The sequence below is a fragment of the Rhodococcus sp. RCBS9 genome, from assembly GCF_029457415.1.
GTDB lineage: Bacteria > Actinomycetota > Actinomycetes > Mycobacteriales > Mycobacteriaceae > Rhodococcus_F > Rhodococcus_F qingshengii.
The window spans coordinates 3,938,919-3,959,666 of sequence record NZ_CP120422.1 but is presented as its reverse complement, the minus strand read 5'-3'; the positions used below and the strand labels follow the sequence as shown (position 1 = coordinate 3,959,666).

Annotated in this window: 24 protein-coding genes and 1 tRNA gene; 13 read left to right on the top strand and 12 right to left on the bottom strand. The window is 61.5% G+C overall.

Annotated features, from left to right (window positions below; all coding sequences use genetic code 11):
* The first annotated feature begins 115 nt into the window (after positions 1 to 115).
* Positions 116 to 319, top strand: a complete 204-nt coding sequence (locus P0M12_RS18605; protein ID WP_003943666.1) for a cold-shock protein — start codon at positions 116 to 118, stop codon at positions 317 to 319.
* A gap of 130 nt (positions 320 to 449) precedes the next feature.
* Here P0M12_RS18605 and P0M12_RS18600 read toward each other — a convergent pair whose 3' ends face one another.
* Complete coding sequence (locus tag P0M12_RS18600) at positions 450 to 689, bottom strand: CDGSH iron-sulfur domain-containing protein (protein ID WP_003943717.1); 240 nt, start codon at positions 687 to 689, stop codon at positions 450 to 452.
* On the opposite strand from P0M12_RS18600, the gene P0M12_RS18595 reads away from it, so the two are divergent.
* Positions 690 to 1,739 (top strand): iron-containing redox enzyme family protein, encoded by a 1,050-nt coding sequence (locus P0M12_RS18595; protein WP_007726547.1) that lies wholly within the window; start codon positions 690 to 692, stop codon positions 1,737 to 1,739.
* On the opposite strand, the gene P0M12_RS18590 is transcribed toward P0M12_RS18595, so the two are convergent.
* On the bottom strand, positions 1,696 to 2,394 hold the full coding sequence (locus P0M12_RS18590; RefSeq protein ID WP_037131016.1) for a HemK2/MTQ2 family protein methyltransferase: 699 nt from the start codon (positions 2,392 to 2,394) through the stop codon (positions 1,696 to 1,698). The two genes, P0M12_RS18595 and P0M12_RS18590, sit on opposite strands and share 44 nt — an antisense overlap.
* Positions 2,395 to 2,503: 109 nt before the next feature.
* On the opposite strand from P0M12_RS18590, the gene P0M12_RS18585 reads away from it, so the two are divergent.
* The 5 genes from P0M12_RS18585 (at position 2,504) to P0M12_RS18565 (ending at position 6,493) form a co-directional block, all read left to right on the top strand.
* Positions 2,504 to 3,271 (top strand): GAF and ANTAR domain-containing protein, encoded by a 768-nt coding sequence (locus tag P0M12_RS18585; protein ID WP_003943624.1) that lies wholly within the window; start codon positions 2,504 to 2,506, stop codon positions 3,269 to 3,271.
* A 219-nt stretch (positions 3,272 to 3,490) separates the two neighbouring features.
* On the top strand, positions 3,491 to 4,195 hold the full coding sequence (locus P0M12_RS18580) for a glycosyltransferase (RefSeq protein WP_042452319.1): 705 nt from the start codon (positions 3,491 to 3,493) through the stop codon (positions 4,193 to 4,195).
* Entirely contained in the window at positions 4,192 to 5,130 is a 939-nt protein-coding gene (locus P0M12_RS18575; RefSeq protein WP_054826873.1) for an acyl-CoA dehydrogenase, read from the top strand. Before P0M12_RS18580 ends, P0M12_RS18575 begins: the two co-directional genes overlap by 4 nt.
* On the top strand, positions 5,124 to 5,882 hold the full coding sequence (locus P0M12_RS18570; protein ID WP_003943643.1) for a PIG-L deacetylase family protein: 759 nt from the start codon (positions 5,124 to 5,126) through the stop codon (positions 5,880 to 5,882). The genes P0M12_RS18575 and P0M12_RS18570 overlap by 7 nt, the downstream gene beginning before the upstream one ends.
* A complete protein-coding gene (locus P0M12_RS18565; RefSeq protein WP_054825468.1) occupies positions 5,879 to 6,493 on the top strand; it encodes an SAM-dependent methyltransferase in 615 nt (204 codons plus the stop codon). Before P0M12_RS18570 ends, P0M12_RS18565 begins: the two co-directional genes overlap by 4 nt.
* A 52-nt stretch (positions 6,494 to 6,545) precedes the next feature.
* On the opposite strand, the gene tatA is transcribed toward P0M12_RS18565, so the two are convergent.
* Genes tatA through P0M12_RS18550 form a run of 3 tightly spaced genes read right to left on the bottom strand, consistent with a single transcriptional unit; the run spans position 6,546 to position 9,013 of the window.
* The gene (tatA, locus tag P0M12_RS18560) at positions 6,546 to 6,722 is read right to left on the bottom strand and encodes a Sec-independent protein translocase subunit TatA (protein ID WP_003943732.1); all 177 of its coding nucleotides are present in this window, start codon (positions 6,720 to 6,722) and stop codon (positions 6,546 to 6,548) included.
* The gene (locus tag P0M12_RS18555; RefSeq protein WP_277376692.1) at positions 6,722 to 7,393 is read right to left on the bottom strand and encodes a Rid family hydrolase; all 672 of its coding nucleotides are present in this window, start codon (positions 7,391 to 7,393) and stop codon (positions 6,722 to 6,724) included. The genes tatA and P0M12_RS18555 overlap by 1 nt, the downstream gene beginning before the upstream one ends.
* A gap of 39 nt (positions 7,394 to 7,432) precedes the next feature.
* The gene (locus P0M12_RS18550; protein WP_003943721.1) at positions 7,433 to 9,013 is read right to left on the bottom strand and encodes an FAD-dependent oxidoreductase; all 1,581 of its coding nucleotides are present in this window, start codon (positions 9,011 to 9,013) and stop codon (positions 7,433 to 7,435) included.
* A 238-nt stretch (positions 9,014 to 9,251) separates the two neighbouring features.
* Here P0M12_RS18550 and P0M12_RS18545 point away from each other — a divergent pair, with 238 nt between their 5' ends.
* Both P0M12_RS18545 and P0M12_RS18540 read left to right on the top strand, forming a co-directional pair.
* On the top strand, positions 9,252 to 10,763 hold the full coding sequence (locus P0M12_RS18545; protein WP_003943653.1) for an APC family permease: 1,512 nt from the start codon (positions 9,252 to 9,254) through the stop codon (positions 10,761 to 10,763).
* A complete protein-coding gene (locus P0M12_RS18540; protein ID WP_003943724.1) occupies positions 10,763 to 11,515 on the top strand; it encodes an IclR family transcriptional regulator C-terminal domain-containing protein in 753 nt (250 codons plus the stop codon). The genes P0M12_RS18545 and P0M12_RS18540 overlap by 1 nt, the downstream gene beginning before the upstream one ends.
* Before the next feature lie 3 nt (positions 11,516 to 11,518).
* Here the strand turns inward: P0M12_RS18540 and P0M12_RS18535 are convergent, their stop codons facing one another.
* The 5 genes from P0M12_RS18535 to P0M12_RS18515 all read right to left on the bottom strand — a co-directional run bounded on the left by P0M12_RS18535 (position 11,519) and on the right by P0M12_RS18515 (position 14,382).
* Positions 11,519 to 13,042, bottom strand: a complete 1,524-nt coding sequence (locus P0M12_RS18535) for a hypothetical protein (protein ID WP_003943745.1) — start codon at positions 13,040 to 13,042, stop codon at positions 11,519 to 11,521.
* Positions 13,043 to 13,072: 30 nt separating this feature from the next.
* The gene (locus P0M12_RS18530) at positions 13,073 to 13,240 is read right to left on the bottom strand and encodes a hypothetical protein (RefSeq protein WP_003943658.1); all 168 of its coding nucleotides are present in this window, start codon (positions 13,238 to 13,240) and stop codon (positions 13,073 to 13,075) included.
* Between the two features lie 130 nt (positions 13,241 to 13,370).
* The gene (locus P0M12_RS18525) at positions 13,371 to 13,655 is read right to left on the bottom strand and encodes a hypothetical protein (protein ID WP_003943682.1); all 285 of its coding nucleotides are present in this window, start codon (positions 13,653 to 13,655) and stop codon (positions 13,371 to 13,373) included.
* Positions 13,656 to 13,680: 25 nt separating this feature from the next.
* On the bottom strand, positions 13,681 to 14,250 hold the full coding sequence (gene dcd / locus P0M12_RS18520; RefSeq protein WP_003943702.1) for a dCTP deaminase: 570 nt from the start codon (positions 14,248 to 14,250) through the stop codon (positions 13,681 to 13,683).
* A gap of 9 nt (positions 14,251 to 14,259) precedes the next feature.
* Positions 14,260 to 14,382 (bottom strand): hypothetical protein, encoded by a 123-nt coding sequence (locus P0M12_RS18515; protein WP_269764107.1) that lies wholly within the window; start codon positions 14,380 to 14,382, stop codon positions 14,260 to 14,262.
* Between the two features lie 173 nt (positions 14,383 to 14,555).
* On the opposite strand from P0M12_RS18515, the gene P0M12_RS18510 reads away from it, so the two are divergent.
* From P0M12_RS18510 to P0M12_RS18495, 4 genes are all read left to right on the top strand, one after another.
* Positions 14,556 to 14,629, top strand: a tRNA-Gly gene (locus tag P0M12_RS18510).
* Positions 14,630 to 17,180: 2,551 nt separating this feature from the next.
* Entirely contained in the window at positions 17,181 to 17,543 is a 363-nt protein-coding gene (locus tag P0M12_RS18505) for a GntR family transcriptional regulator (RefSeq protein ID WP_064114318.1), read from the top strand.
* On the top strand, positions 17,540 to 18,475 hold the full coding sequence (locus P0M12_RS18500; RefSeq protein WP_042452339.1) for an ABC transporter ATP-binding protein: 936 nt from the start codon (positions 17,540 to 17,542) through the stop codon (positions 18,473 to 18,475). The genes P0M12_RS18505 and P0M12_RS18500 overlap by 4 nt, the downstream gene beginning before the upstream one ends.
* Positions 18,472 to 19,212, top strand: coding sequence for an ABC transporter permease (locus tag P0M12_RS18495; protein ID WP_192712037.1), 741 nt, complete (start codon positions 18,472 to 18,474; stop codon positions 19,210 to 19,212). The genes P0M12_RS18500 and P0M12_RS18495 overlap by 4 nt, the downstream gene beginning before the upstream one ends.
* Positions 19,213 to 19,361: 149 nt before the next feature.
* Here the strand turns inward: P0M12_RS18495 and P0M12_RS18490 are convergent, their stop codons facing one another.
* Together P0M12_RS18490 and P0M12_RS18485 are read right to left on the bottom strand one after the other, a co-directional pair.
* Entirely contained in the window at positions 19,362 to 19,853 is a 492-nt protein-coding gene (locus P0M12_RS18490; protein ID WP_003943738.1) for an FBP domain-containing protein, read from the bottom strand.
* Between the two features lie 200 nt (positions 19,854 to 20,053).
* Positions 20,054 to 20,671 carry a DUF1109 domain-containing protein gene (locus P0M12_RS18485; RefSeq protein ID WP_277376691.1) on the bottom strand — a complete coding sequence of 206 codons (618 nt, stop codon included), beginning with the start codon at positions 20,669 to 20,671 and terminating at the stop codon, positions 20,054 to 20,056.
* Between the last annotated feature and the right edge of the window lie 77 nt (positions 20,672 to 20,748).

The following is a 20,748-nucleotide window of genomic DNA, read 5'->3' as shown; positions in this document are numbered from 1 at the left end:
TGCAACTCGCCATGCATCTAATTGGAGACAGAAAAAGAAGAGCATGGCAGGATCAGGTGTGAGACCGGACTCTCGATGGGAGGGCTCGGCTCGATGGATCCAGGAGAATTTGGTTATGGCTCAGGGCAGTGTCAAGTGGTTCAACGGTGAAAAGGGCTTCGGATTCATCGAGCAGGAAGGTGGCGGACCGGATGTGTTCGTTCACTACTCGGAGATCCAGGGCAGCGGCTACAAGTCCCTCGACGAGGGCCAGAAGGTCGAGTTCGAGATCGGACAGGGCCAGAAGGGCCCCCAGGCTCAGAACGTTCGCGCCATCTGAGTTCGATCCCAGTCTGACTTCAGACTGAAAAGGCTGGACGCTGCACCGCATGGTGCCGGCATCCAGCCTTTTCTTGGTTTCCGGGTCGTCTCGGTTCACGGGTCGGGCTTGTTCCGAATATTGGCACCGGTTACGTCGCTCGCGCCCGCTTCTTCTTGTGGGAGCTGTCGCAGAACGGCGCGATGCCGGTCCGCCCACATCGACACAATGCAACCGTAGAGCGCTTGTTCTCTATCGGAGTGCCGTCGTCACGGAGCAACTCGAAGTCACCACGCACCAGCAGCGGGCCGTCCGTGCAGGCGGTTATGGTGGTGTTGTTACCGGGAACACTCGGTGTTTCGGCAGATGACGATTCGGGAAACGCGGTCATATGTCCTCTTCAGTTCTCGATTCGGCCACTGGCGTGCCCACTTCCATGCCTGTTCCACAGGCCCGCGGCCCACTGAGCGCCACTCTCGTTTCCATTCTGCGCTCCTCGGCCGATCCGAGGGAGATCACGGCTGCCGCTGACGCGTACGAGGATGCACAGTCCACCGACCTCACCTACGACATTCTTCGTGACGACGACGCTCAGCTGACCCTGACGCTCCTCTACGAGCTTCATTTGCAGGGAATCGAGAACGTCTCGGACAAGTGGGAGTGGAATCCGGACCTGCTCGCGGTGCGGTCTCGGCTCGAAGAGCGTTTCGAGTCCGCCATCGCGCAACTCGTGGGGACAGTGGAGTCGTCTGGCGACGTCGTGGCCGACCTCTGGTCGATGACCGCCCCCAGCGCAGGCCCAGGTCTTGCGTCCTTCATGGCGAAGGATGCAACGATCGATCAGTTCTCGGAGGTGCTGATTCACCGTTCGCTCAATCAGCTCCGCGAGGCGGATGTGCACACCCTCGGAATTTCGCGCCTCTCCGGTGCCGTCAAGGCCGCCCTCGTCGAAGTGCAGAGCGACGAGTACGGAGGCGGCCGCGCAGAGCGAATGCATTCGCGTCTTTTTGCCGACACCATGCGGGCTGTAGGTCTTTCGGACCGCTACGGCCACTACATCGATTCTGTTCCCGCGGTAACGTTGGCGTCGTTGAATGCTCTCTCGCTCTTCGGTTTTCATCGCCGCCATCTCGGAACGCTGGTCGGGCACCTGTGCGCTGTCGAGACCACGTCTGCGCTGCCGAGCAAACGGTACAGCGCAGGACTGCGCCGACTCGGATTCGGTTCGGGCGCGACACTGTTCTACGACGAGCACGTGGAAGCGGATTCCGTTCACGAACAGATCGCCGTTCGGGACCTTGCCGGCGGTCTCGCTTCTTCGCAGCCGCACCGCACTGATGACATCTTGTTCGGCGCCGCAGCGTGCCTGGCGTTCGACGATCTTCTCGGCGATCACCTCACATCGAGTTGGGAGAAGGGCAAGACTTCGTTGCGCGAATGATCACGAGTTGTTCGATTTCCTGACCGGTGGTGATCAACCCTCGTGCCTCGAGCATGGTGCGCCTCTCGCGCATCACGGGCCCGAAGGGAACGTACTTCCGGGCTGAAATCTCTACGGCCATACCGTGTTCTTCGAGTATCGCCTCGGTCTTGTCGACCCCACACAGCACCGATTGCAGGAGAAGCAGTGTGCCGCCCGGGACGAGCACCTCGTGAACGGTGGCTGCGATCCTGTCGATGAGGGCGCGTCCGTCCTTGCCTGCGTCCCAAGCACGTTCGATTCCAGCGGTAGGGAGATCATCTGCAAGAGCAGGGACGTACGGCGGGTTGGAGATCACCAGATCGAAGAGTTCGCCGTGCACCGCCTCGGTGAGGTCGCCACGACGGGAGTCGATCGAGGTTCCGTTGAGGATCCCGTTGAGACGAGCATTGGCACACGCTCGGCGAGATATGTCGACCGCGACGACGTGGCCCGCGCCTGCCGCGGATGCCGCGACAGCGAGGGCGCCGGTCCCCGTGCAGAGATCCAGCACCCGACTGCGAGCGGTGAGGCGCTCGAACAGCAGCGCATCCGCCAGTAACGACGTGTCGTGTTGCGGTGGATACACACCAGGTAAACGCAGGATCATCATCGGCTCCTCTTTTTCAGGCGACATCGCACATCGCTGCGTGCGGCTACCCAGGAACCTCGGATTTCATGCAACATCGAAGCAAAGACCGCCTGGAACGGTTACATCGCCGCAATTTGCGGAGTAGACCTGAATCATGACAGGCAATGCGGACACCCCACAGGGAGCCGCGGCGTTTGCTTCCGCAGCAGATTCGCTCGACACCCTCGCCGAAGCGATTGCCGGACTCCGGTCCACTCTGAACACGGACGCGCATCTCGACTCCATGCTCCAACGTCTGGCCGAGACGGCGGTCAAAGCGCTGCCGGATGCCGATGCTGTCAGCGTGACGGTGCTGTCCGCCGATGGCCCACGAACTGCTGCATCTACCGCGGACTACCTTTCCGCGATAGACGATGCCCAGCATTCCGCCGATCGTGGTCCGTGCGTTGACGCCGCGCGCACCATGTCGTCGGTTCGGTCGAAGGTGGGTGATCACGACGACAAATGGCCGGAATTCACCGCCGAGGCCCGGAAACAAGGTGTCCGGTCCTACTTGTCCGTGCCGCTCACCATGGGCGAAGGAAGCACCGAACTTCTCGGCGCGTTCAACGTCTACGGATTCGCCTCGACAGAGTTCAAGCCCTTCGACGAAGAGTTGATGAAATTGTTCACCGCCGGTGCGGGCGCGGCGATCGCAGATTCACGACGCTGGCGTCAGGCACACGAGCACATCGAACAGTTGCACTGCGCCATGGAATCTCGTGCCGAGATCGAACAAGCCAAGGGCGTGCTGATCGCCATCCACGGCATCGACGCCGACGAAGCATTCAGCCGGCTCGTTCAGCAATCGCAGCACACCAACGTGAAACTGCACGAGGTGGCCCGGATGCTCGTCGATTCGGTGCGCCACCGCCGGTTCTGAAGATTCTTCGGTGCGAAACCCCGTTTTGCACCCAAAACCCCGTCTTGTACCCCGCCGGCACATCTCTCAAACGTATCCAGAGATGTTTCACCGAAACAGTTTTCGACCTGCACGGCTGCTGGCGGTCGCGCGGCGGCCCCCGTCCGAAATGTGGTTATCTGTTGAGAACCGGGACGAAAGAAGACCCGACCGTACCAGGGTGAGGAAAGGATCGTCACTGTGCCAATCGACCAGGTTCTTGTCGTAGTTCCCGCCCACAACGAAGCCGAAGACCTCCCCAATTGCCTTCGTGCACTCGCAACAGCGGCGTCTGCTTGCGTTGTCCCCGTCCGAGTGGTTGCCGTCCTCGACAACTGTTCGGACGGAACCGCGGGGGTCATCCCCGACGGGGTGGAAGTACTCCGCGTCGAGCATCAGAACGTCGGCCGTTCGCGAGCGACGGGTTTCTCTGCGTTCGGCTCGGATTTGGGGGCCTCAGCGTGGTTCGCCACGACCGATGCCGATTCGGTGGTCGGCCCCACCTGGATTGCGCGCCAATTGGAGTATGCGCGTACTGCGGACGTCGTCGCGGGCACCGTTCGCATCGCGGACTGGGAAGGCCATCCGCACTCCGTTCGCGAACGGTACGAACGTATGTACCACGCACATCCCTATGGTCGACACGGTCACGTCCACGGTGCCAACCTCGGTGTCCGCGCCGATATGTACTGGGACGTCGGAGGATTCTGCGATCTCGAAGAAGACGAGGATGTCGATCTCGTCCGGCGGTTGAGCGAGGCCGGTGCCTGTATCGCGTGGGCAGAGGACATTGCGGTCACCACGTCTGCGCGTCTCGACGGCCGAACTCCGGGCGGCTTTGCCGGACATATCCGTAACCTGGGTGGTACGACCGCCGATAACGAAGAAGCGGAGCTGGCACGATGAAACGACTACACACACTCCTGGACGCAGGTGGACTGTACTTGCCGCTGCCCGGCGGCGGCGCGACGGCCGCACGGTGGACCTCCCTGGCAGAGCTCACACGGGAGAATGTGGTTCTCGGCCGGATGGCTGAGGCTCACACCGATGCCGTCGCGATACTCACCGAACTCGACGGACCGGATCCCGAACCCGGGCAGCTGTGGGGAGTGTGGGCGGCCGAGCCACCCCAACCTGTGGTGAATGCGTCTGAGCACGTGGGGATCTGGACGCTCACCGGTCGCAAGTTGTGGTGTTCCGGCGCCAACACCTGCACGCATGCACTGATCACCGCCTTGGTCGACGGTGTCCCCTCCCTCTTCGCGGTCGAGCTCGGACTACCTGGGGTGCATCCCGTTCCCGATTCGTGGAAGGCCGTCGGTATGGCCGAAAGCGACTCCAGCGCGGTCGACTTCGACATGGTTCCGGCCATACCGGTCGGGACGGCAGGCGACTATCTGAGCCGCCCGGGGTTCTGGCACGGCGCGATCGGCGTGGCTGCATGCTGGTACGGCGGCGCCTGCGGCGTCGCTGATCCGTTGTACGACAAGGCTGCAAGCAGCGAAGACCCCTACGTACTCGCACACCTCGGTGCGGTCGATGCAGCGCTCGCCGCAGCGCGCAACGCGCTCGCAGTCGCGGCGGCCGAGGTCGATGCGGATCCCTTCGACGAAAATGCCGAGGCCATGCAGCGGGCACTCCGTGTGCGCGCAATTGTCGAGCGCGCCGCTACCGAGACCCTGGATCGGGTGGGACGCGCTCTCGGCGCCGCACCGCTCTGCATGGACGCCGCGCACGCCGCACGGGTAGCCGATCTCACCGTCTACTTGCGGCAGAGTCACGCCGAGAAGGATCTCGCCGAGCTGGGCCGGATTGCAGCCAAGGGGAAACGGCCGTGGTGAACTCGAAACTGTTCGCGCAGAAGCCTGTCGACGACGGCGGTACTCCCGAATCGACATGGCGAGAGTGGGGAAGAAGTTTTCCGGAACTGGATCTCACCGGATGCTCACGATTGATCATCGTCGCTCCCCATCCCGACGACGAAATACTCGGTCTGGGCGGAACCGCTCTTCTGGCAATACTTTCCGGCATCAGTGTTCAGGTCGTATCTGTCACCGACGGCGGAGCTTCGCATCCCGATTCACCGACCGTGACTCAGCCCGAGATGGAACGCCGTCGACGGTCCGAGTCGGATCGGGCAGCGCGTGTCCTCGGAATTCCCACACCGGTTCGATTGAGCATCCCGGACGGAAAGATCGGCGAGAACCGACAGGAGTTGACCGACCGCCTCAGCTCGATTCTCGGTGATTCCTCGGCGGATACCTGGTGCGCCTCCACGTGGCGCGGGGACGGCCACCCGGACCACGAAGCCACCGGAGACGCGGCGGCGAGGGCGTGCGCGGACACTGGATCGCGCTTGATCGAGTATCCCATCTGGGCGTGGCATTGGGCCGCGCCGGATCATGCGGCAGTCCCGTGGGAAAGAGCACGAAAGGTGACCTTGCCCTCCGACGTTCAGGCTGCGAAATCTGCTGCCACCAATGAGTTCACTTCACAGATCGCTCCGCTTTCCGATCATCCCGCGGATGCACCCATCCTCCCCCGCCACGCGATGGAACGACTACTGAGGCCGTACGAGACGGTGTTCGTATGAGCGATCGTGAACTCCCCGCGGATTACTTCGCCAAGATGTATGCCGCACAGTCCGACCCATGGGATTTCGAATCCCGCTGGTACGAGCAGCGGAAGTACGCACTCAGTGTCGCTATGCTCCCGAAACCTCGATACCGTCGCGCATTCGAACCGGGGTGCTCGATCGGGGTTCTCACCGAGAAGTTGTCCGAGCGCTGCGACAGCGTTCTCGCCACCGACATCGTCCCGACCGCACTCGAGAGCGCTCGTGCGCGGCTTACCGGACATGACGCCGAATTTCGGCTCTGGGCGTTGGGTGACGACTGGCCCGACGAAACCTTCGACCTCGTCGTCATCAGCGAAGTCGGCTACTACCTGACGTTCGAAAAGCTCATCGAGGCAATGCTGCAGGTCGTCGAGCATCTCGAGCCTGGCGGAACGCTGCTGTGCGCCCATTGGCGTCACGTCGTGCCGGAGTATCCGCAAAACGGTGACGCTGTTCATTCGGCTGTGCGCCAGACGCCGGGGTTGGCGCAGTTCGCGTCGTACCAGGACGAGGACGTGCTGATCGATGTCTTCGTGAAGGGTCCGCCGTCACCACCGTCGGTAGCTCGTTCCGAAGGTCTGATCTAGTAGATCTGTGCGCGGTTGAGGAGTGTGGGGGCTCCTCAACCGCGCACGGGGGTCAGTCTCGCTGCTCCAACGCGAGGTCCGTATCCGACTGCAGTTCACCGACTTCGGACTTCAGGATCCGCATCGACCTGCCGAGGCCCCGGGCCGCGTCGGGCAGCTTCTTCGAACCGAACAGCACCACGAGCACTACTGCGACGATCGCCCAGTGAGTCGGGCTGAGCGCGCCCATCAGGCGGGTTCCTTGCCGTCGGGGTACACCGCATCGACCTCTACCTCGACGAGCCAACCGGCAACGGGCAGTCCGGCAACCTCGAGGGCGAAGCGGGTGGGCCGGGCGCTGTTTCGCTCGATCGGAGCGATCGGCTCGGCCGCGCCCATCGGCACCAACTCGGTGTCACCCGTGTCGAGATTGGTGTTGGCGAAGAACTGCCGGTACGCGCGATTCCATCCTGTGTAGTCGGCCTTGTCCGATCCCGGCGCGTTGTCGAGGAAGACGCGCATCGTCACGACGTCTTCGAGACTCAATCCCTGAGCTTCGAGGTTGTCGCGGATCTTCTTGAGTACATTGATGCCCTGCGCCTCGGTGACGGTGACACCGGTCGGCAGAACACCGCCGGAGAACTGACCGTCGATGTACGACTCCGGCGAACCTTCCGGCGCCGCCTTGTTTCCTGCCGACGGGCCGATGCCGCTGGTCTTGTAGATCGCGGTGTCGCCGCCGATCGCGACACCCTGAGCGATCATCGGGTTTGCTTGCCCCGCTTCGAGAATCGATTTCGAGACGAACGAACTCGATGTGGTCTCGGCGTCCGCCTCGTCAGACGAGCAGGCAGTGGCGAAGCCCAGTAGCGTAGTGGCGGCGAATGCCGCTGCAAGGACCTTGGTTCTGCGAGATTTCATGATGTGACCTCCAGAGAAAGTGATGGAAAACGAAGCACGTCAGGCAGTTTGCGCAACACGCTGATGCAGGTGGGTCACGACGTCCTGCGCGGACGTGAAGGCCCCGTGCTGCCAGGCGATGGCATTGGAGAGGTGATCGCCGGCGAAGTAGATCCGGTCGACGGGTTCGAGCAGCTTGGTGTACTCGGGAGTTGCCATGCCGCCGTGGGAATCTCCCGCGCCGGCCCATGATGCCCAGGCGGATTCCGAATACTTGGTGCGACGCCAGCTTCCGGAGAAGGACGACGAGATGTCGCGAGTGTATTTGTCGCCGTGGATTTCTGCGCCTTCGGCGATGGCCTTTGCCAGCCGCTGACGGTGGGTGAGCGATTCGAAAGCCTGTTGACGCTTACCCGAGCTGTAGTACGCGACGACGACGCCGCGGTCGGAGTTGTAGTGGTCGTAGGGGAACATGATCTGGGAGATGTCGCGGTCGGTGTTGGACGCGCCGCCGTAGATGCGGTCCTCGGTCTCCCACCACCGACGCGAGTATTCGATACCGAGCTTGCCCGACGACGACGGCTTGGCTGCATCCAACGCGAGCAGGATGTCGGAGGGCAGGTTGTTGTTCAGCCGCTTGATCAGGTGCGGTGGGATCGTGCAGATTGCGTAGTCGGCGGTGATCGACTTGGATTTGCCGTCGACGACGTAGTCGACGGTGACGCCTTCCGGCACGTTCTTCATGCCGCTGACCTCGGCGCCGAACTCGATGTTGTCCATCCCGATCGCGTCCTGGAACTTGTAGTAGATCCGGTCCATGCCGCCGACGGGGGTCATCATCGTCATGGCCTGGTCATAACCGAACTCGAAGGAGAATGCACGCCCGATGCCGCCCTGGATGACATCGCTCATCCCGAATGGTTCGATCTCGGTTCCGAAGTTGAGGCCGGCGCCCGGCTCCGCGGAGTGCCCTCGACGCGAGGATCCGACGTAGCGGCCGTCGCTGGAGAGATCACCGAAGTCGGTGAGGAAGGACGAGAGTGCTTCTTTGTCTTCCTTGCTCAAGACCTGGTCGAGAGCGCCCTGATTGGTGGCCTTCTGCAGCAGCTCGGACATGTATCCGTAGGTGTCGGCTTTGGCTGCTCGGTAGGTGATCGACTGATTCGCCAGCGGCTTGTTGCCGGTGTAGTTGACGAAGGTGTTCGCGTTCTGGTTTCCGAACATCTGCAGTTCGACGCCCAGCTCGCGGCAGTAGTCGATGGTGTTGTGATTTTGCGGAATACGCGTCGCACCGAGGTTGTAGAAGTGGCCTTCCGAGAACGTACAGGTCTGTGTCTCGCCGTTCAGGTCGGTTTCTTCGGTGCCGTTGCGGATCGACCACACCCGACCACCCGGGCGGTTGCGTGCTTCGAGGACGGTGACCTTGTATCCGGCCTTCTGCAGTTCGTAGGCAGAGCACAGCCCGGACGGTCCGCCGCCGAGGATCACGACGGAGTGATTTCCCTTGACCTTTCCGATCAGGTCACCCGCAGCAGGTGCCTGAAATCGCCTCGGCGTCGACGCCACTGCCGGCGCCAGGCCGATGGACGACATAGCACCGAGCGCCAGGCCCGCGCCGCCGGTGATTCCCAGGCTGCGCATGAAAGATCTACGTGTGTATGGCATTCGAGCTCCCCAGTGTGCTCCCGGTGACCCGGGTGGTTGGTGTTGAACACAGACTTCAGGAGCGTTGGGTCCGGAACTTGACGCACAGGAAACAGTCAGTGGGGACCGAGTGAGAAACCTGCGAGCATCAGCATCGGGCTCTCTCACCCGAGTGCGATCAGCGGAAGCATGCCCGCAATATCGGCGTTACAGAACCGGACTAGCGTGACGCGACATGTCCGCTCTCACCGAAGCTATCGCGCGGTCCTTCACCACGCGCGAGAAGCAGCCCCCGGCGCGATCACCGCTGCGCGCGTTGGGTCGTCGGCAACTCTCGGGCGCCGAAGTGCTGGCCCAGTCGGTGGCAACCACTGCCCCTGCTGTGTCGATGGTCGTTCTGCCCGTCACCATGCTGACACACGGCCGATTGTTGAGCGGGATGATCACCATCATCGCGGCCACCGTGCTGGTGACGCTCATAGCCTTCTGCGTTTCGCAGTTCACCCGCCGAATGGCTGCGTCGGGCGGATTGCACAGCTTCGTCTTTCGCGGCCTGGGCACCCGGGCAGCATTGACCACCGGCATCGCCATGCTGGTCAAGTACGTCGGCAGCGCGGTGATGACGCTCTATCACGGCGGACAGGCCGCAATCGCATTGCTCGGCTTCGCGGGTGTACACGTGGACAAGACTTTTCACGTCATCGCGCTCTATCTGGGGATAGCCTTGCTGATTCTCGGCGCTCTCGTGCGAAGTGTCAGATTTGCCGCGCTCGCGATCCTCGTCGTCGAAAGCTGTTCACTTCTGTTCATCGTCGGGCTCATGATCCTGGGCGGTTCCGGAAGTCAACAAGCACAGATCGTTCCCCCCACCTCCGGCCACGGGTTGTTACTCACCGCCCTGGCTGCCGTGTTCGCTCTCGCCGGATTCGAGAGCGCGGCCTTCTTCGGCCCCGAGGCCCGTCGCCCGCTGGTAACCGTCACCCGCACAGTCCTTCTCACTCCGATCATCTGTGGATCGCTCTTCATCTTCGCGGGCTGGGCCGCTTGGTCCGGGCGCAGTGACACCCTCGTCAACGCCTATCTCCACGGAACGGCGACGGGCGTGAGCCCCGGTGTCGTGATCGCGCTCAACGTCGGTCTGGGGTGCTCGTGGCTGGCGTCCTCGATGGCGTCATCCAATGCTGCGTCACGCCTGGTCTATTCGTTCGGTGTCGAGCGCCTACTCCCCCGCCGGTTCGCCTCGGTTCACAGTGCCTTCCGTACGCCCTACTTCGCATTGACTACCGTGGTCTGCACCGTCCTGCTGGGCGGCGGAACCTTTGCCGTACTCGGGCGCGGAGAAATCTTCGACGACGTTCGACTGACGGTTCGCGGCGCCGTCATCGTGGCCTATGCACTGACGGCTATCGCATGCGTTGTCTTCCTGACACGGATCGGCGAGCACACTCCCGGCGTTCTCGCGGCCGCGTCGTGTGGCAGTGGTGCCGGCGCGATAGTCCTCGGTTACCTGGTTTATGCCAACACGATCGACCACGCGTACGTTGCACCGATCGCCGTACTCGTGATCCTGACCTCGGGCACACTCTGGCAGTTCTACCTGCGACGCCGAAGCCCCAAAAGTCTGCTGCACGTCGGCGCTTTCGACAGTCCCGAAACCGAGGACGTACTACCAGGAGCTGGGGTGTTCGCCACCGACGCAGCCGGAAACATCGTGCTGGTGGGCGAGCCGACTGCCGGCGCCCGCTGATGGTGGGCCGACCACGCGACCTCGGTGGGCACGAACCCCGAGCGGTTCAGCGCGCCCTTGCCCTCCTCGAGTCGGCGGCCAGGCTCGGATCGGGAGCCACCGCCAAGGACATTGCCGCCCTGGCCGACATCCCACCTGCCACTGCGTATCGGTTACTCAACATCCTTGTCGCCGACGGTTACCTGGTTCGGATCGCCGACCTCTCCGGCTTCGCACTAGGCCGACGCACCCGTGAATTAGCCGGGGCTGCCGCCGAACCCACACCCATCGACAATTCGGTGCTCCTCGAAGAACTCCGCGAACAGCTACGGTTCGGCGTCTACCTTGCGTCGTTTGCAGAAAACAGAATTCGGCTCGTCGATCGCGATCCCGACCACGAACTCAGTGGTGAACGGACACTGGTCACAGCCGTTCACGCGTCGGCTATCGGGAAGCTGCTCCTCGCCAACCGACCCGAATTGGCCGAGGCCCCACTGCGAAAGGTCACCGCACACACCATCACCGACGGCGACCAGTTGGAACTCGAACTCTCTCGGATCCGGCGCGGTGAGGCCGCCCGTGAGGTCGACGAGATTCGTGTCGGACGCTCCGCCGTCGCCGTCCCGATCCACGACGCGGAAAGGTGTGTCGTCGGTGCCTTGGCTGTGATAGGTCCGACCGGCAGACTTTCCGTCGACGACGTAGACCTGGTCGTGCTGTTGCGGGAGTACGCGGAACGCATCGTTGCACCGACGATGTCGAAGGCAAGCTGAAAATCAGAGGCCGAACACACGTTTGGCAAAGCCGAGATGCTCGTCAGCCCAGCCGATGACGCCGAGCGTGGAATCGAGATTCTGCGGCGGAGTGCGCACCAAGGTGTCGCGTCGGACGAGTCGGTCGAAATCGACCTGAGCGCGGTCGAACTGGACCCCGGCCGTGACCATGATGTTCGCCAGTTCTTGCGCCATCACCCCGTACGCGACTGTCGTGGGATGAACGCCGTCGAGCGAGAAGAGGCCGCCCGATGCGCGGCCGCCGCGACCGTCGGCGGAGAGGAACAGCGAGTCCGGCACGGGTTGCAAGTCGGTCAGTGCTTTGGGGAGGGGGTACGGCGTCCACCATGACGGCCGCGCATTGACGTCGGTGACGTAGCGCCGTGAGGCCACGCGCTCGAGCAACCCGGCAATATCGCAGAGGTACCAGTCCTTCCCCACCCGACGGGCATTCGCGACGGCTTGCTCGATTCCGTCGTTGTACATGTCGATTGCGCTGTCGACGGCCCATGCCTGCGCGCCGGTGATGTGTTGATCGCGTTGTGGGTCGAAGTCGGTGTCGCGCACCCACGGTCGTGCGTAGTACGGGAAGTAGCGGGATCCGATTTCGATCTTGCCGCCGAGCCCGTGGGCGATCGGTGCGATGGTCACGTGTGGGACAGTGCAGAGGATGACGTGCTGCGCGTTGATCTTCCGGATCGCGGCGAGCACCTCGGCATACTCCGACGCGAAGTGCTCAGGCCGCCACACCGTGTAGTCGCGCTTGCCGACCGGGTCACGGAAGTTGTTGCCGCTCCACTCGACTCGGAGTTCGGTGACGGTGCGGAGCGCGTTGTTGGCACCGAGGAAGACGATCAGAGTTTCGATGCCTTCCTTGCCCAACTCCGCTGCTGCGTCGAACGCGGTCATACGCTTCTCGGCGTCGGAGCCTCGCGGCAGAACTCGCAGTGCGGCGCGCTCGCCGTTGTTCTCGACGATCTGGCTGATCAAATCGTCGTGCGGTTGGTGAAGAGCATCCTCGCAGCCCTGCGCCGTCTTGGTCAGAGCGTCACGAAGATCCCACCCGTACACCGAGAGGTTGTGGTTGATTGCCGAGAACGTCGGCGCCTCACTGCCCGGTCCGCGTTCCCAGTAGTCCTCCACCTGGTCCATGAACGCACGTGCAGCAAAGAGTGCGAGCGGAACCTCCCAGAGGTCGAGCCGTGGGCCGAAGCGCTCCTCGAGGGTGCGGAGCAACAGTTCGATGTTGAGCGGAAGCCCGCCCGGGCCGCCGTAACGGGGAAAGCGGAACTGGTCGAGCCGGCCCAGCTGGTGAGCAATGATCGCCGGATACGACAGATCGGTATTGAAGATCGCCCCGCTCTGGAATCCCTGCGACAGCGAATCGCCGATGACCACCAACCGGTGGGGAGCATCTCCCCCTGGCGGAACTACCGGAATCCCCACTGTGGGATCGAACTGCGGAACCCTTGGTCCGCCGGCGGCCGCGGCCACAACGTCGTCGGGAGTATCGGATGGAAGTTCCATGCCCACTCACCTCCGGAAAAGTCCAGCTGGTCAGCTGATCAGTGGTGGCTTACGCCGATCGGCATTGTCCTGCTCCGATTGCTTCTCGATCGACCTGACAACCTCGTCGGCCCACTGTTGATTTCGCCCGTCGAATTCCGCGCGGTCCCGACGCGCGATACCCCGCCCCACCAGGATGGCAATCGGAATGGAACACACGACCCATACGAGTAGTACGCCTCCGACAATCCACCACATAACCAGTAATTGTGCCCGATTCGACGACTGTTGTGCTCCAGGTCGAAACATCTGTCCGAATCGTGGCGGTCAATCCAGGTGAGCGCGCAGGTCAGAAACGATCTGCGTCGACGGTTTCACGGGCTTTGCGAACCTGATTCCAACCACGAGCGGCGATGCCGAAGGCAACAAGCGACATCAGATCCGAGACCGTCAGACCGTGTTCTCTGTTCAACGACCACAAGACCTGACCTTCCAGCGGTCCATTGAAGAACAGCCACGCCACCCCTGCACAGGCGGTCGCAACAACACTGGCTTTGGACGGCTTCATCAAACACACGGTGCTGGTCACGAACAACAAGTTCATGAAAACCAGACCGTAGAAAATTCCGATCATGCGACTCCCCCCGAAGTTCGTTCGTTCAGCCGCGGTTGAAGTTCAGGTACGCCTTCGACGGTGTCGGGCCGCGCTGGCCCTGGTATTTGGATCCGGCCTCGGAGCTTCCGTAGGGGAACTCTGCAGCGCTCGAGAGCTTGAGCAGGCAGAGCTGTCCGATCTTCATTCCCGGCCAGAGCGTGATCGGCAGGTTTGCGACATTGGACAGCTCCAGTGTGATGTGGCCGCTGAAACCCGGGTCGATGAAACCGGCGGTGGAGTGCGTCAAAAGGCCCAGGCGCCCGAGGCTCGACTTACCTTCGAGGCGGCCGGCCAGGTCGTTCGGCAGTGAGCACACTTCGAGAGTCGAACCGAGAACGAACTCGCCGGGGTGAAGTACAAACGGCTCGCCCTCTGCCGGCTCGACCAGGCTGGTCAACTCGTCCTGGCGCAGTGCCGGGTCGATGTGCGTGTACCGCGTGTTGTTGAACACCCGAAACAGACCGTCCAGTCGGACGTCGACGCTCGACGGTTGCACCATGGAGTCGTCGAAAGGGTCGATACCCAGACGTCCAACGGAGATTTCGGCACGGATGTCACGATCGGAGAGCAGCACAGGTAGAGGTTACCGGTTCTGCGGGCAGTGCCGGCCCATCGCCGGGGCGATCGCACTGTGGTTACCGAACACGATGCACGGGTTCTGGACTCCCACGGCAGAGCCCAGCCCCACCTGGTTCAAGTTCTCCATGCCGAAAGGCTTTCCCGCGCAGAACTTGTGGGCAAATCATTTACCGATGGCGCCGACTTCCACACGCCTGTGTTGATCAATGACGGCCGGGGACACCGCTGCTTGAAAGCTCGTCTGATAATGTTCGGAAAGCACGTTGATCGGCGGTGAAAACACGTCCGGTCGGCTGCGACGCCGATGTAGTTCAATGGTAGAACATCAGCTTCCCAAGCTGAATACGCGGGTTCGATTCCCGTCATCGGCTCCACAGATTTTCCGCAGTTCAGAGCCCTTTTGGGGCAGTCGAACTTCGCTTGTTTGGGTCCCAATCCTGTGACAGGTACACGGCAGGTACACAACCCCCTCCATTCAGTGATCAGTCAATGTGAATCCAACGAAAATGGGGGTGCTAGAGGACCGCGTCTCGGAATTCTGCAGTTCATCGATGCCGTCCGACTGGTCGTGCCCCGGCCTGAATCGGTGTCCATTGCGCGCACTGTCAGGAGAGTGCTGTCGACCTCGAAGCCGATGGTCGCCGGTACCTCGGTTCGTTTGCCGTCCATCAGTGATTCGAGCGCGACTACCAACCGATGGGGTTGGAAACTGTCTCCGCTCGGACTCCGCGCGCTTATCAGTTGAAGTTTTTGAAACCGATCTGCCGTAGCGCACCCGGACACCGGGGACCACAACTCACGCAAGAATGCAGATCTTCTCACAATCACAACTGTGAAAATACCCAAGTCCGTCAAAAATCACCTTCGAAAAGAATCAAGTACGTATTCTTCCTCAGTACCGGACAGCCCTAACCGTAAGTGCCAATGTACGACCATCGCTCTGCACATCGAAAACGCTCACCAACCTACATCTTGTGCCTGCTCGGATCATCCGTGGATCAACCCATACACTCCGGATCCGGAGAGCCGGATAAAGCTCGAAGAAATACCCCAGTTTCGAGGACTGTCACATTAGCGTCGTGCTACCTTCCCGAAGATCTTTAGAACCGGCAGATTGGCCCCAATTCGATAGAAGGCCGTAAGTGTCCAGAGTCGAAACCTTATTCCCCGCAAGCATCGCAGCGCCTTCCCTGGTTATGACGTTCGGAGCTACGGCTTCTCACGCAACTCCCAAACCGGGCAACTTTGGCGCAGGCGCTTCTGGTGGACCTTGGTTGGTGGACTACAACTCCTCGAATCGCCTCGGATATATCAGGACAGTCACCTCATTCGGTCCAGGCTCGCCGCTTACATTGCAGGTCCCAATTTCGATAGCAGGACATCTGCCCTGTATGCAGTAGCGAATCTTGCCGGGCCCTAGACGGAGCGAGGAGGTGAATTCAAATGGATAACGTCCTCTTTGCTATCGTCAACGTGATCGTGGCGATGGCGAACGGTTCCACGATCCCCTTCTCATTAGAAGGCGCAGGGCCACTAACCGCTCCCGACTTGTAGAGAAGATCGGCCGACCGCATGTGGATGACATTTTCAGCTCTGCCTGAAACCTGCATATCAGAAGATGCGTGGATCGTGCGGTGGTCACAAACATAAGCTCCCCTACCTGGCCAGGAAGGGGAGCTTATGTTTGACAGGTCCCAAATAGTCGGTCGAGGCCGCCCCGAATAGGATCAGCAACCGAATGTCACAGCGCCGACTGGTTTGATCACGCGAGTGTGCACCGTGAGCAGAATTCACACAGAGGTCGATTAATGTACATCTGCTGAATCAGCCTTCTCAGCTCCGTTTGATCGAATACGTCTGCTGGCTCGAGTGCCCTTGCCACGGTGAGGCAAGCTACCGATCTCGGACGCGGGCGCTGTCTCTTGATGTTGATGTTGACCACGATGGACCTGTACCTAGTTGGCACTGACCAATTTAGGTCGTCGAACAGGTAGCCGGTGGAAGCGCTTCGGTCTTCGGCCTGATCACGAGCGGCCGCTATGTGGTGAGAATCGGTCGGTCTCCTCTTGAAATGTAGTCGGCGAATCGTTCAATTCCTGCTTGTGAGAAGCTTCCTCGACCTGCGCGTCTAAGTGCGGCTTCGACGAATGGGAGCGGTTTCCTGCGGTATGTGCGGTAGATGCTGTCGAGTACTGGTTGCAGTGCCCGGCGTGCGAGGTCTGCTGTTTCCGGGTCTGAACCCCCGAATTTCACTGTCACATTCGGCATAGATACCCCTGCTGGTCGAGTGTCCGATTCCCTGGCCGGAAGCGTACGTATCGGGATTGCAAATCAGTACAGAAACACCAAAACGGGGCGCTAAGTCCCTACTTGCGGTGGATACGACTCCGTCTTTGGGTTGACGAAAAGGGGCCCGACCGCCGCGTGCGGTCCGGCTTCCGTTCTACGACTACGGGTTACGCCCCTAAGCCGAGGCTGGTGGTTTCGCCTGCTTCACGGGTGGGTGGCGAACTGCCGATGCTGACGGGTGTTTGCGTCAACACATAGCGAACTCTCCATCGACAACGTCCATGCAGAATGACCCCCGCGACATAGTTGCCGCCTTCGACGAGGTGGCCGAATTCATTGAGGCGATAACTACCGGCCACCCGAAGGTGCCCCGTCCCGTGGTCGACCACCTAGATCGGCGGTTCCATGGTTTCGAAGAAGCTCAATGCCTGTGCGCAACGCCCCGGGATCTCGAAGTCGTAGCCGGTCTGCATCCAAGCTGTTCCATCAGCCTCTGCGATGAATGTCCCGATAGGCAGCGCTCGGAGACCCAAGTCATCGGTGCCAGATTCCGCGATCTCATTGCCAACATGCCCCACGATGTTCTATGGTTCATTACATGAGTAATGAACCAGTGAACATCGGGCATCGATCATCGTGATCGACGACGGACGACCACTGTTCCAGCAGATCGCCGAGCAGATCGAAGGCTCGATCATCGACGGCTCCCTGCCGGAAGACGGGCAGGTGCCCTCAACCAACGAACTGGCGGCGTTCCACCGAATCAATCCGGCGACGGCAGCCAAGGGCCTCAATCAGCTCGTAGGCGAGGGGATCCTCTACAAGAAACGGGGAATCGGAATGTTCGTCACGGTCGGTGCCCGCGACGCACTCAGGTTCAGACGCCGAGAAGCGTTCGCGCGCCAGTACATCGAGCCGCTGGTCGCGGAGGCCGACCGGCTCCAGATTTCCCTCGGCGAACTCAAATCCATGCTGGACGACTGGAAGGCGGACCGATGAACGCAAGCACGACAACGACCGAGCCCCGAGTCAGGCGTTTCGACGAAACTGAACTTGTCGCCTCGATGCGCTCCGTGGACAGAAAGTACGGGGATGTCGACGCGCTCGCGGACGTCTCGTTCGAGATCAGCCGCAACAAGATCTACGGCCTACTCGGCCGTAACGGCGCAGGCAAGACGACGATCATGCAGATACTGACCGGGCAGGACCTGCACACCCGCGGCGACGTCGAGGTATTCGGCGCTGCCCCGTTCGAAAATGCCGACGTACTGGCGAACGTGTGCTTCGTCAAGGAAAGCCAGACGTACCCCGAAGACCTCAAGGTCAAGCACGTACTCGTCGCCGCCGGCCATCTACTCCCGAATTGGGACCACGCGTTCGCCGAGACACTGCTCGACGACTTCCAGCTTCCCCTCTGTCGCAAGGTGAAGAAGCTTTCACGCGGCATGCGGTCGGCATTGGGGGTGATCATCGGACTCGCCTCCCGCGCGCCCCTGACGCTTTTCGACGAGCCGTATCTCGGTCTCGATGCCGTTGCACGCCAACTGTTCTACGATCGCCTGCTTGCGGACTACGCCGAACATCCTCGCACTGTGGTGCTTTCGACTCACCTGATCGACGAGGTAGCCAATCTGCTCGAGCACGTGATTGTCGTCGACGGCGGCCGGATTGTCGTCGACGCAGACGCGGATGCACTGCGTAGCCGCGCCGTGGTGGTATCCGGTCCCATTGATGCGGTGGATGCCGTTGCCGCGTCCGGCAGGGTCCTGCGCCGGGAGACACTGGGTGCCCACAGCCGAATCATGTTGCAGGCCGATGTGACAGAGACCGAGCGAAACCGACTGCGGGAGGCGGGAGTCCAAGTGGAACCGGCATCTTTGCAGGAACTTGTCATCGCGACTTCGACGCAGCGCAAGGAGATCACCGTATGAGTATCGCAACGACAGAGCCACGGACGGTCCCGAAGACGCCCGCTCGGTCCAGGATCGGTGCCGTCCTACAACTGCATACGGTCGCGTGGCCGTTGCTGATCGCCTGGCCGGTGGGCATCCTGTTGATCTCGTTCCTGATCAGCTTCACTATCTACGCGATCGTCGGGAACGAGGAGGGTGAAGGATTCACCGGTAGTGTGTTCTCGGTCTACGGTTTCGTGCTGGCGTTCTACCTCCAGTCGATGACGCAGACGTTCCCATTCGCGCTCGGACTGAGCGTGACTCGCCGCGAGTTCTTCACTGCCACCACGGTTATGGCGCTGGCACAGTCCGCAGTCTTCGCAATCGCGCTGCAACTGCTGTCCGTGCTGGAGTCCGCCACCAACGGCTGGGGTGTGCACATGCGCATGTTCGGCATCGCACGCTATTTCACCGACAACACCGCCGTACAGTTGCTCGCACTGTTCGCGACGCTGCTGCTGACCAGTTCGATCGCAATGCTGGCAGGTGCTATCTACCAGCGGTGGAGGATCACCGGTCTACTCGCCTCCCTCACCGGGCTTTTCGGCTTGCTCGGCCTGTCAGCGATCGCGATCACCTGGGCTGGGTGGTGGCCGGCGATCGGTTCGTGGTTTGTCGATACTCCCCGACTGGTACCGATGGCGCTACTCCCTCTGGCCCTTGCCATCGCGTGCATCGCCGGAGCCTGGGCGACGTTGCGTCGAGCAACGCCGTGACCGCGCGATCATGTGCGACGCCACATGTCGCGTCGTCTCGAAGTGCTCGTCGGATCAAACCCGTCTAGACAGCTCGTCCCCCTCCCTGAGTCAGGAAAGGGGGACGAACGTCGCAACAGGGTGCTATCTCGTCCCCGATTTGGTCCGCTCTACTGCCGAGCCACCCGCTCGACAAAACTCGAAGCCCGCAGCACCAGTTCATCTTTCCGGTTCTGGCGCGCAGCGGCGGCATCGTAGCCGGCATACGGGAGCGGGGGGTCGTTACGAACATTGGACGAGCACTGGAAGTCTCGGCAGATCAGTGTTCCGACCGTGCTGCCACGTCGACCGGCGGGCCCGGCCAACTTGGCGCCGTAGAAGACGACCTCGTTGGGGAGTCGCGTGTCGCGGCACCAGGAGCACTGGGCGCGCGATCGCGGAGTGGCCTCGGCTTGAACGAGCAAGACTCCGATGGTCTCCCCGTCGAGTGTCGGGACGATCGCGTAGGCGCGTCGGCCCATTTTCGGATCTCGCCAGCCCAGGTAGTCGAGAGCGTCGAAGTCGATGGTGCCGAAGCCGTCCGGAACGGTGAGATCGGACTTCTCCTTACGACTCGCGTTGACGAGGCTGGAACGAATAGATGTATCGGTCAAAATGATCATGGGTGTATACCAATCGTGGCTCGGTGAAGGTGGGTACAGCTCATGGCCCGATCAGCACCAAGTGCTGTCGGGTCCGAAATGCGCTATCTGTCGCCGGCGAAGACGACGCCGACAACCCCCTCACGCCCATGGGGCGTCACCGTGTACGTATCCACACCGCGATGGTAGCTACAGGCCTGCGTTACAGGCCACTCGATTTATCAGTCACGCCATACCGCCGTGAACTCGTACCAAGGTCCGCCGAGGTGAGTTGCGGAGAAATCATCGAACCCCGATGGTGGGCCGCTGGGCGAGTACACCCACCCACTCGAGGTGATGAACATGCTGTCGTCGTCGATGAAGTAGACCTCATCCGGCCGCACGACATGGGCACTACTGATATCGAACTGGCCGATCTCGAGCTCTTCCACGGTCGATTCAGGCTGCTCCAAAAGACCAATCGCGATGGTCTCGAACTCTCCGCTCTTGTCGAGGAAAGTTGCCGGCGGCATCAACAACGCCAGAGCGACTGCAGCGATGACGGCGATCGGGGAGGGCAGAATCCACCACGACCACCGCCGGTCCTGGCCAAGGACGTAGAGGGTGCGGATCGCCCACACCAGACCGACCACGATCAAGATGAGCAGCGCCGCAGCGCTGACGAGGAAGGGATCCAACCATCTGTACTCCCCGAACGGCGAAGGCCACCAACCGTAATGCTCGCAGATCAACGCAACAAGCGGAACAACGGTGAAGGCAAGAAGAATCAGCCCAGGGGGCTTGGCGGACGCCGGAGGATCAGCTACCAACCATTCACCCAACGACTTCGGCCTTCTCATCACCCCACCGTATCTGCAAGTGGTGGCAAGCCCCATCTGAACGGTAAACCTATGGAGTGGGCTGACAATTCCTCCGA

Coding starts and splice junctions, on each gene's coding strand:
- P0M12_RS18555 (WP_277376692.1), bottom strand. CDS start 7,393: ATGAAATCTCGCAGAACCAAGGTCCTTGCAGCGGCATTCGCCGCCACT.
- P0M12_RS18500 (WP_042452339.1), top strand. CDS start 17,540: ATGAACGCAAGCACGACAACGACCGAGCCCCGAGTCAGGCGTTTCGAC.
- P0M12_RS18525 (WP_003943682.1), bottom strand. CDS start 13,655: ATGATCGGAATTTTCTACGGTCTGGTTTTCATGAACTTGTTGTTCGTG.
- P0M12_RS18590 (WP_037131016.1), bottom strand. CDS start 2,394: ATGTCGCCTGAAAAAGAGGAGCCGATGATGATCCTGCGTTTACCTGGT.
- P0M12_RS18595 (WP_007726547.1), top strand. CDS start 690: ATGTCCTCTTCAGTTCTCGATTCGGCCACTGGCGTGCCCACTTCCATG.
- P0M12_RS18600 (WP_003943717.1), bottom strand. CDS start 689: ATGACCGCGTTTCCCGAATCGTCATCTGCCGAAACACCGAGTGTTCCC.
- P0M12_RS18485 (WP_277376691.1), bottom strand. CDS start 20,671: ATGAGAAGGCCGAAGTCGTTGGGTGAATGGTTGGTAGCTGATCCTCCG.
- P0M12_RS18575 (WP_054826873.1), top strand. CDS start 4,192: ATGAAACGACTACACACACTCCTGGACGCAGGTGGACTGTACTTGCCG.
- tatA (WP_003943732.1), bottom strand. CDS start 6,722: ATGGGCGCGCTCAGCCCGACTCACTGGGCGATCGTCGCAGTAGTGCTC.
- P0M12_RS18540 (WP_003943724.1), top strand. CDS start 10,763: ATGGTGGGCCGACCACGCGACCTCGGTGGGCACGAACCCCGAGCGGTT.
- P0M12_RS18545 (WP_003943653.1), top strand. CDS start 9,252: ATGTCCGCTCTCACCGAAGCTATCGCGCGGTCCTTCACCACGCGCGAG.
- P0M12_RS18550 (WP_003943721.1), bottom strand. CDS start 9,013: ATGCGCAGCCTGGGAATCACCGGCGGCGCGGGCCTGGCGCTCGGTGCT.
- P0M12_RS18495 (WP_192712037.1), top strand. CDS start 18,472: ATGAGTATCGCAACGACAGAGCCACGGACGGTCCCGAAGACGCCCGCT.
- P0M12_RS18535 (WP_003943745.1), bottom strand. CDS start 13,042: ATGGAACTTCCATCCGATACTCCCGACGACGTTGTGGCCGCGGCCGCC.
- P0M12_RS18515 (WP_269764107.1), bottom strand. CDS start 14,382: ATGGAGAACTTGAACCAGGTGGGGCTGGGCTCTGCCGTGGGAGTCCAG.
- P0M12_RS18565 (WP_054825468.1), top strand. CDS start 5,879: ATGAGCGATCGTGAACTCCCCGCGGATTACTTCGCCAAGATGTATGCC.
- P0M12_RS18490 (WP_003943738.1), bottom strand. CDS start 19,853: ATGATCATTTTGACCGATACATCTATTCGTTCCAGCCTCGTCAACGCG.
- P0M12_RS18585 (WP_003943624.1), top strand. CDS start 2,504: ATGACAGGCAATGCGGACACCCCACAGGGAGCCGCGGCGTTTGCTTCC.
- P0M12_RS18605 (WP_003943666.1), top strand. CDS start 116: ATGGCTCAGGGCAGTGTCAAGTGGTTCAACGGTGAAAAGGGCTTCGGA.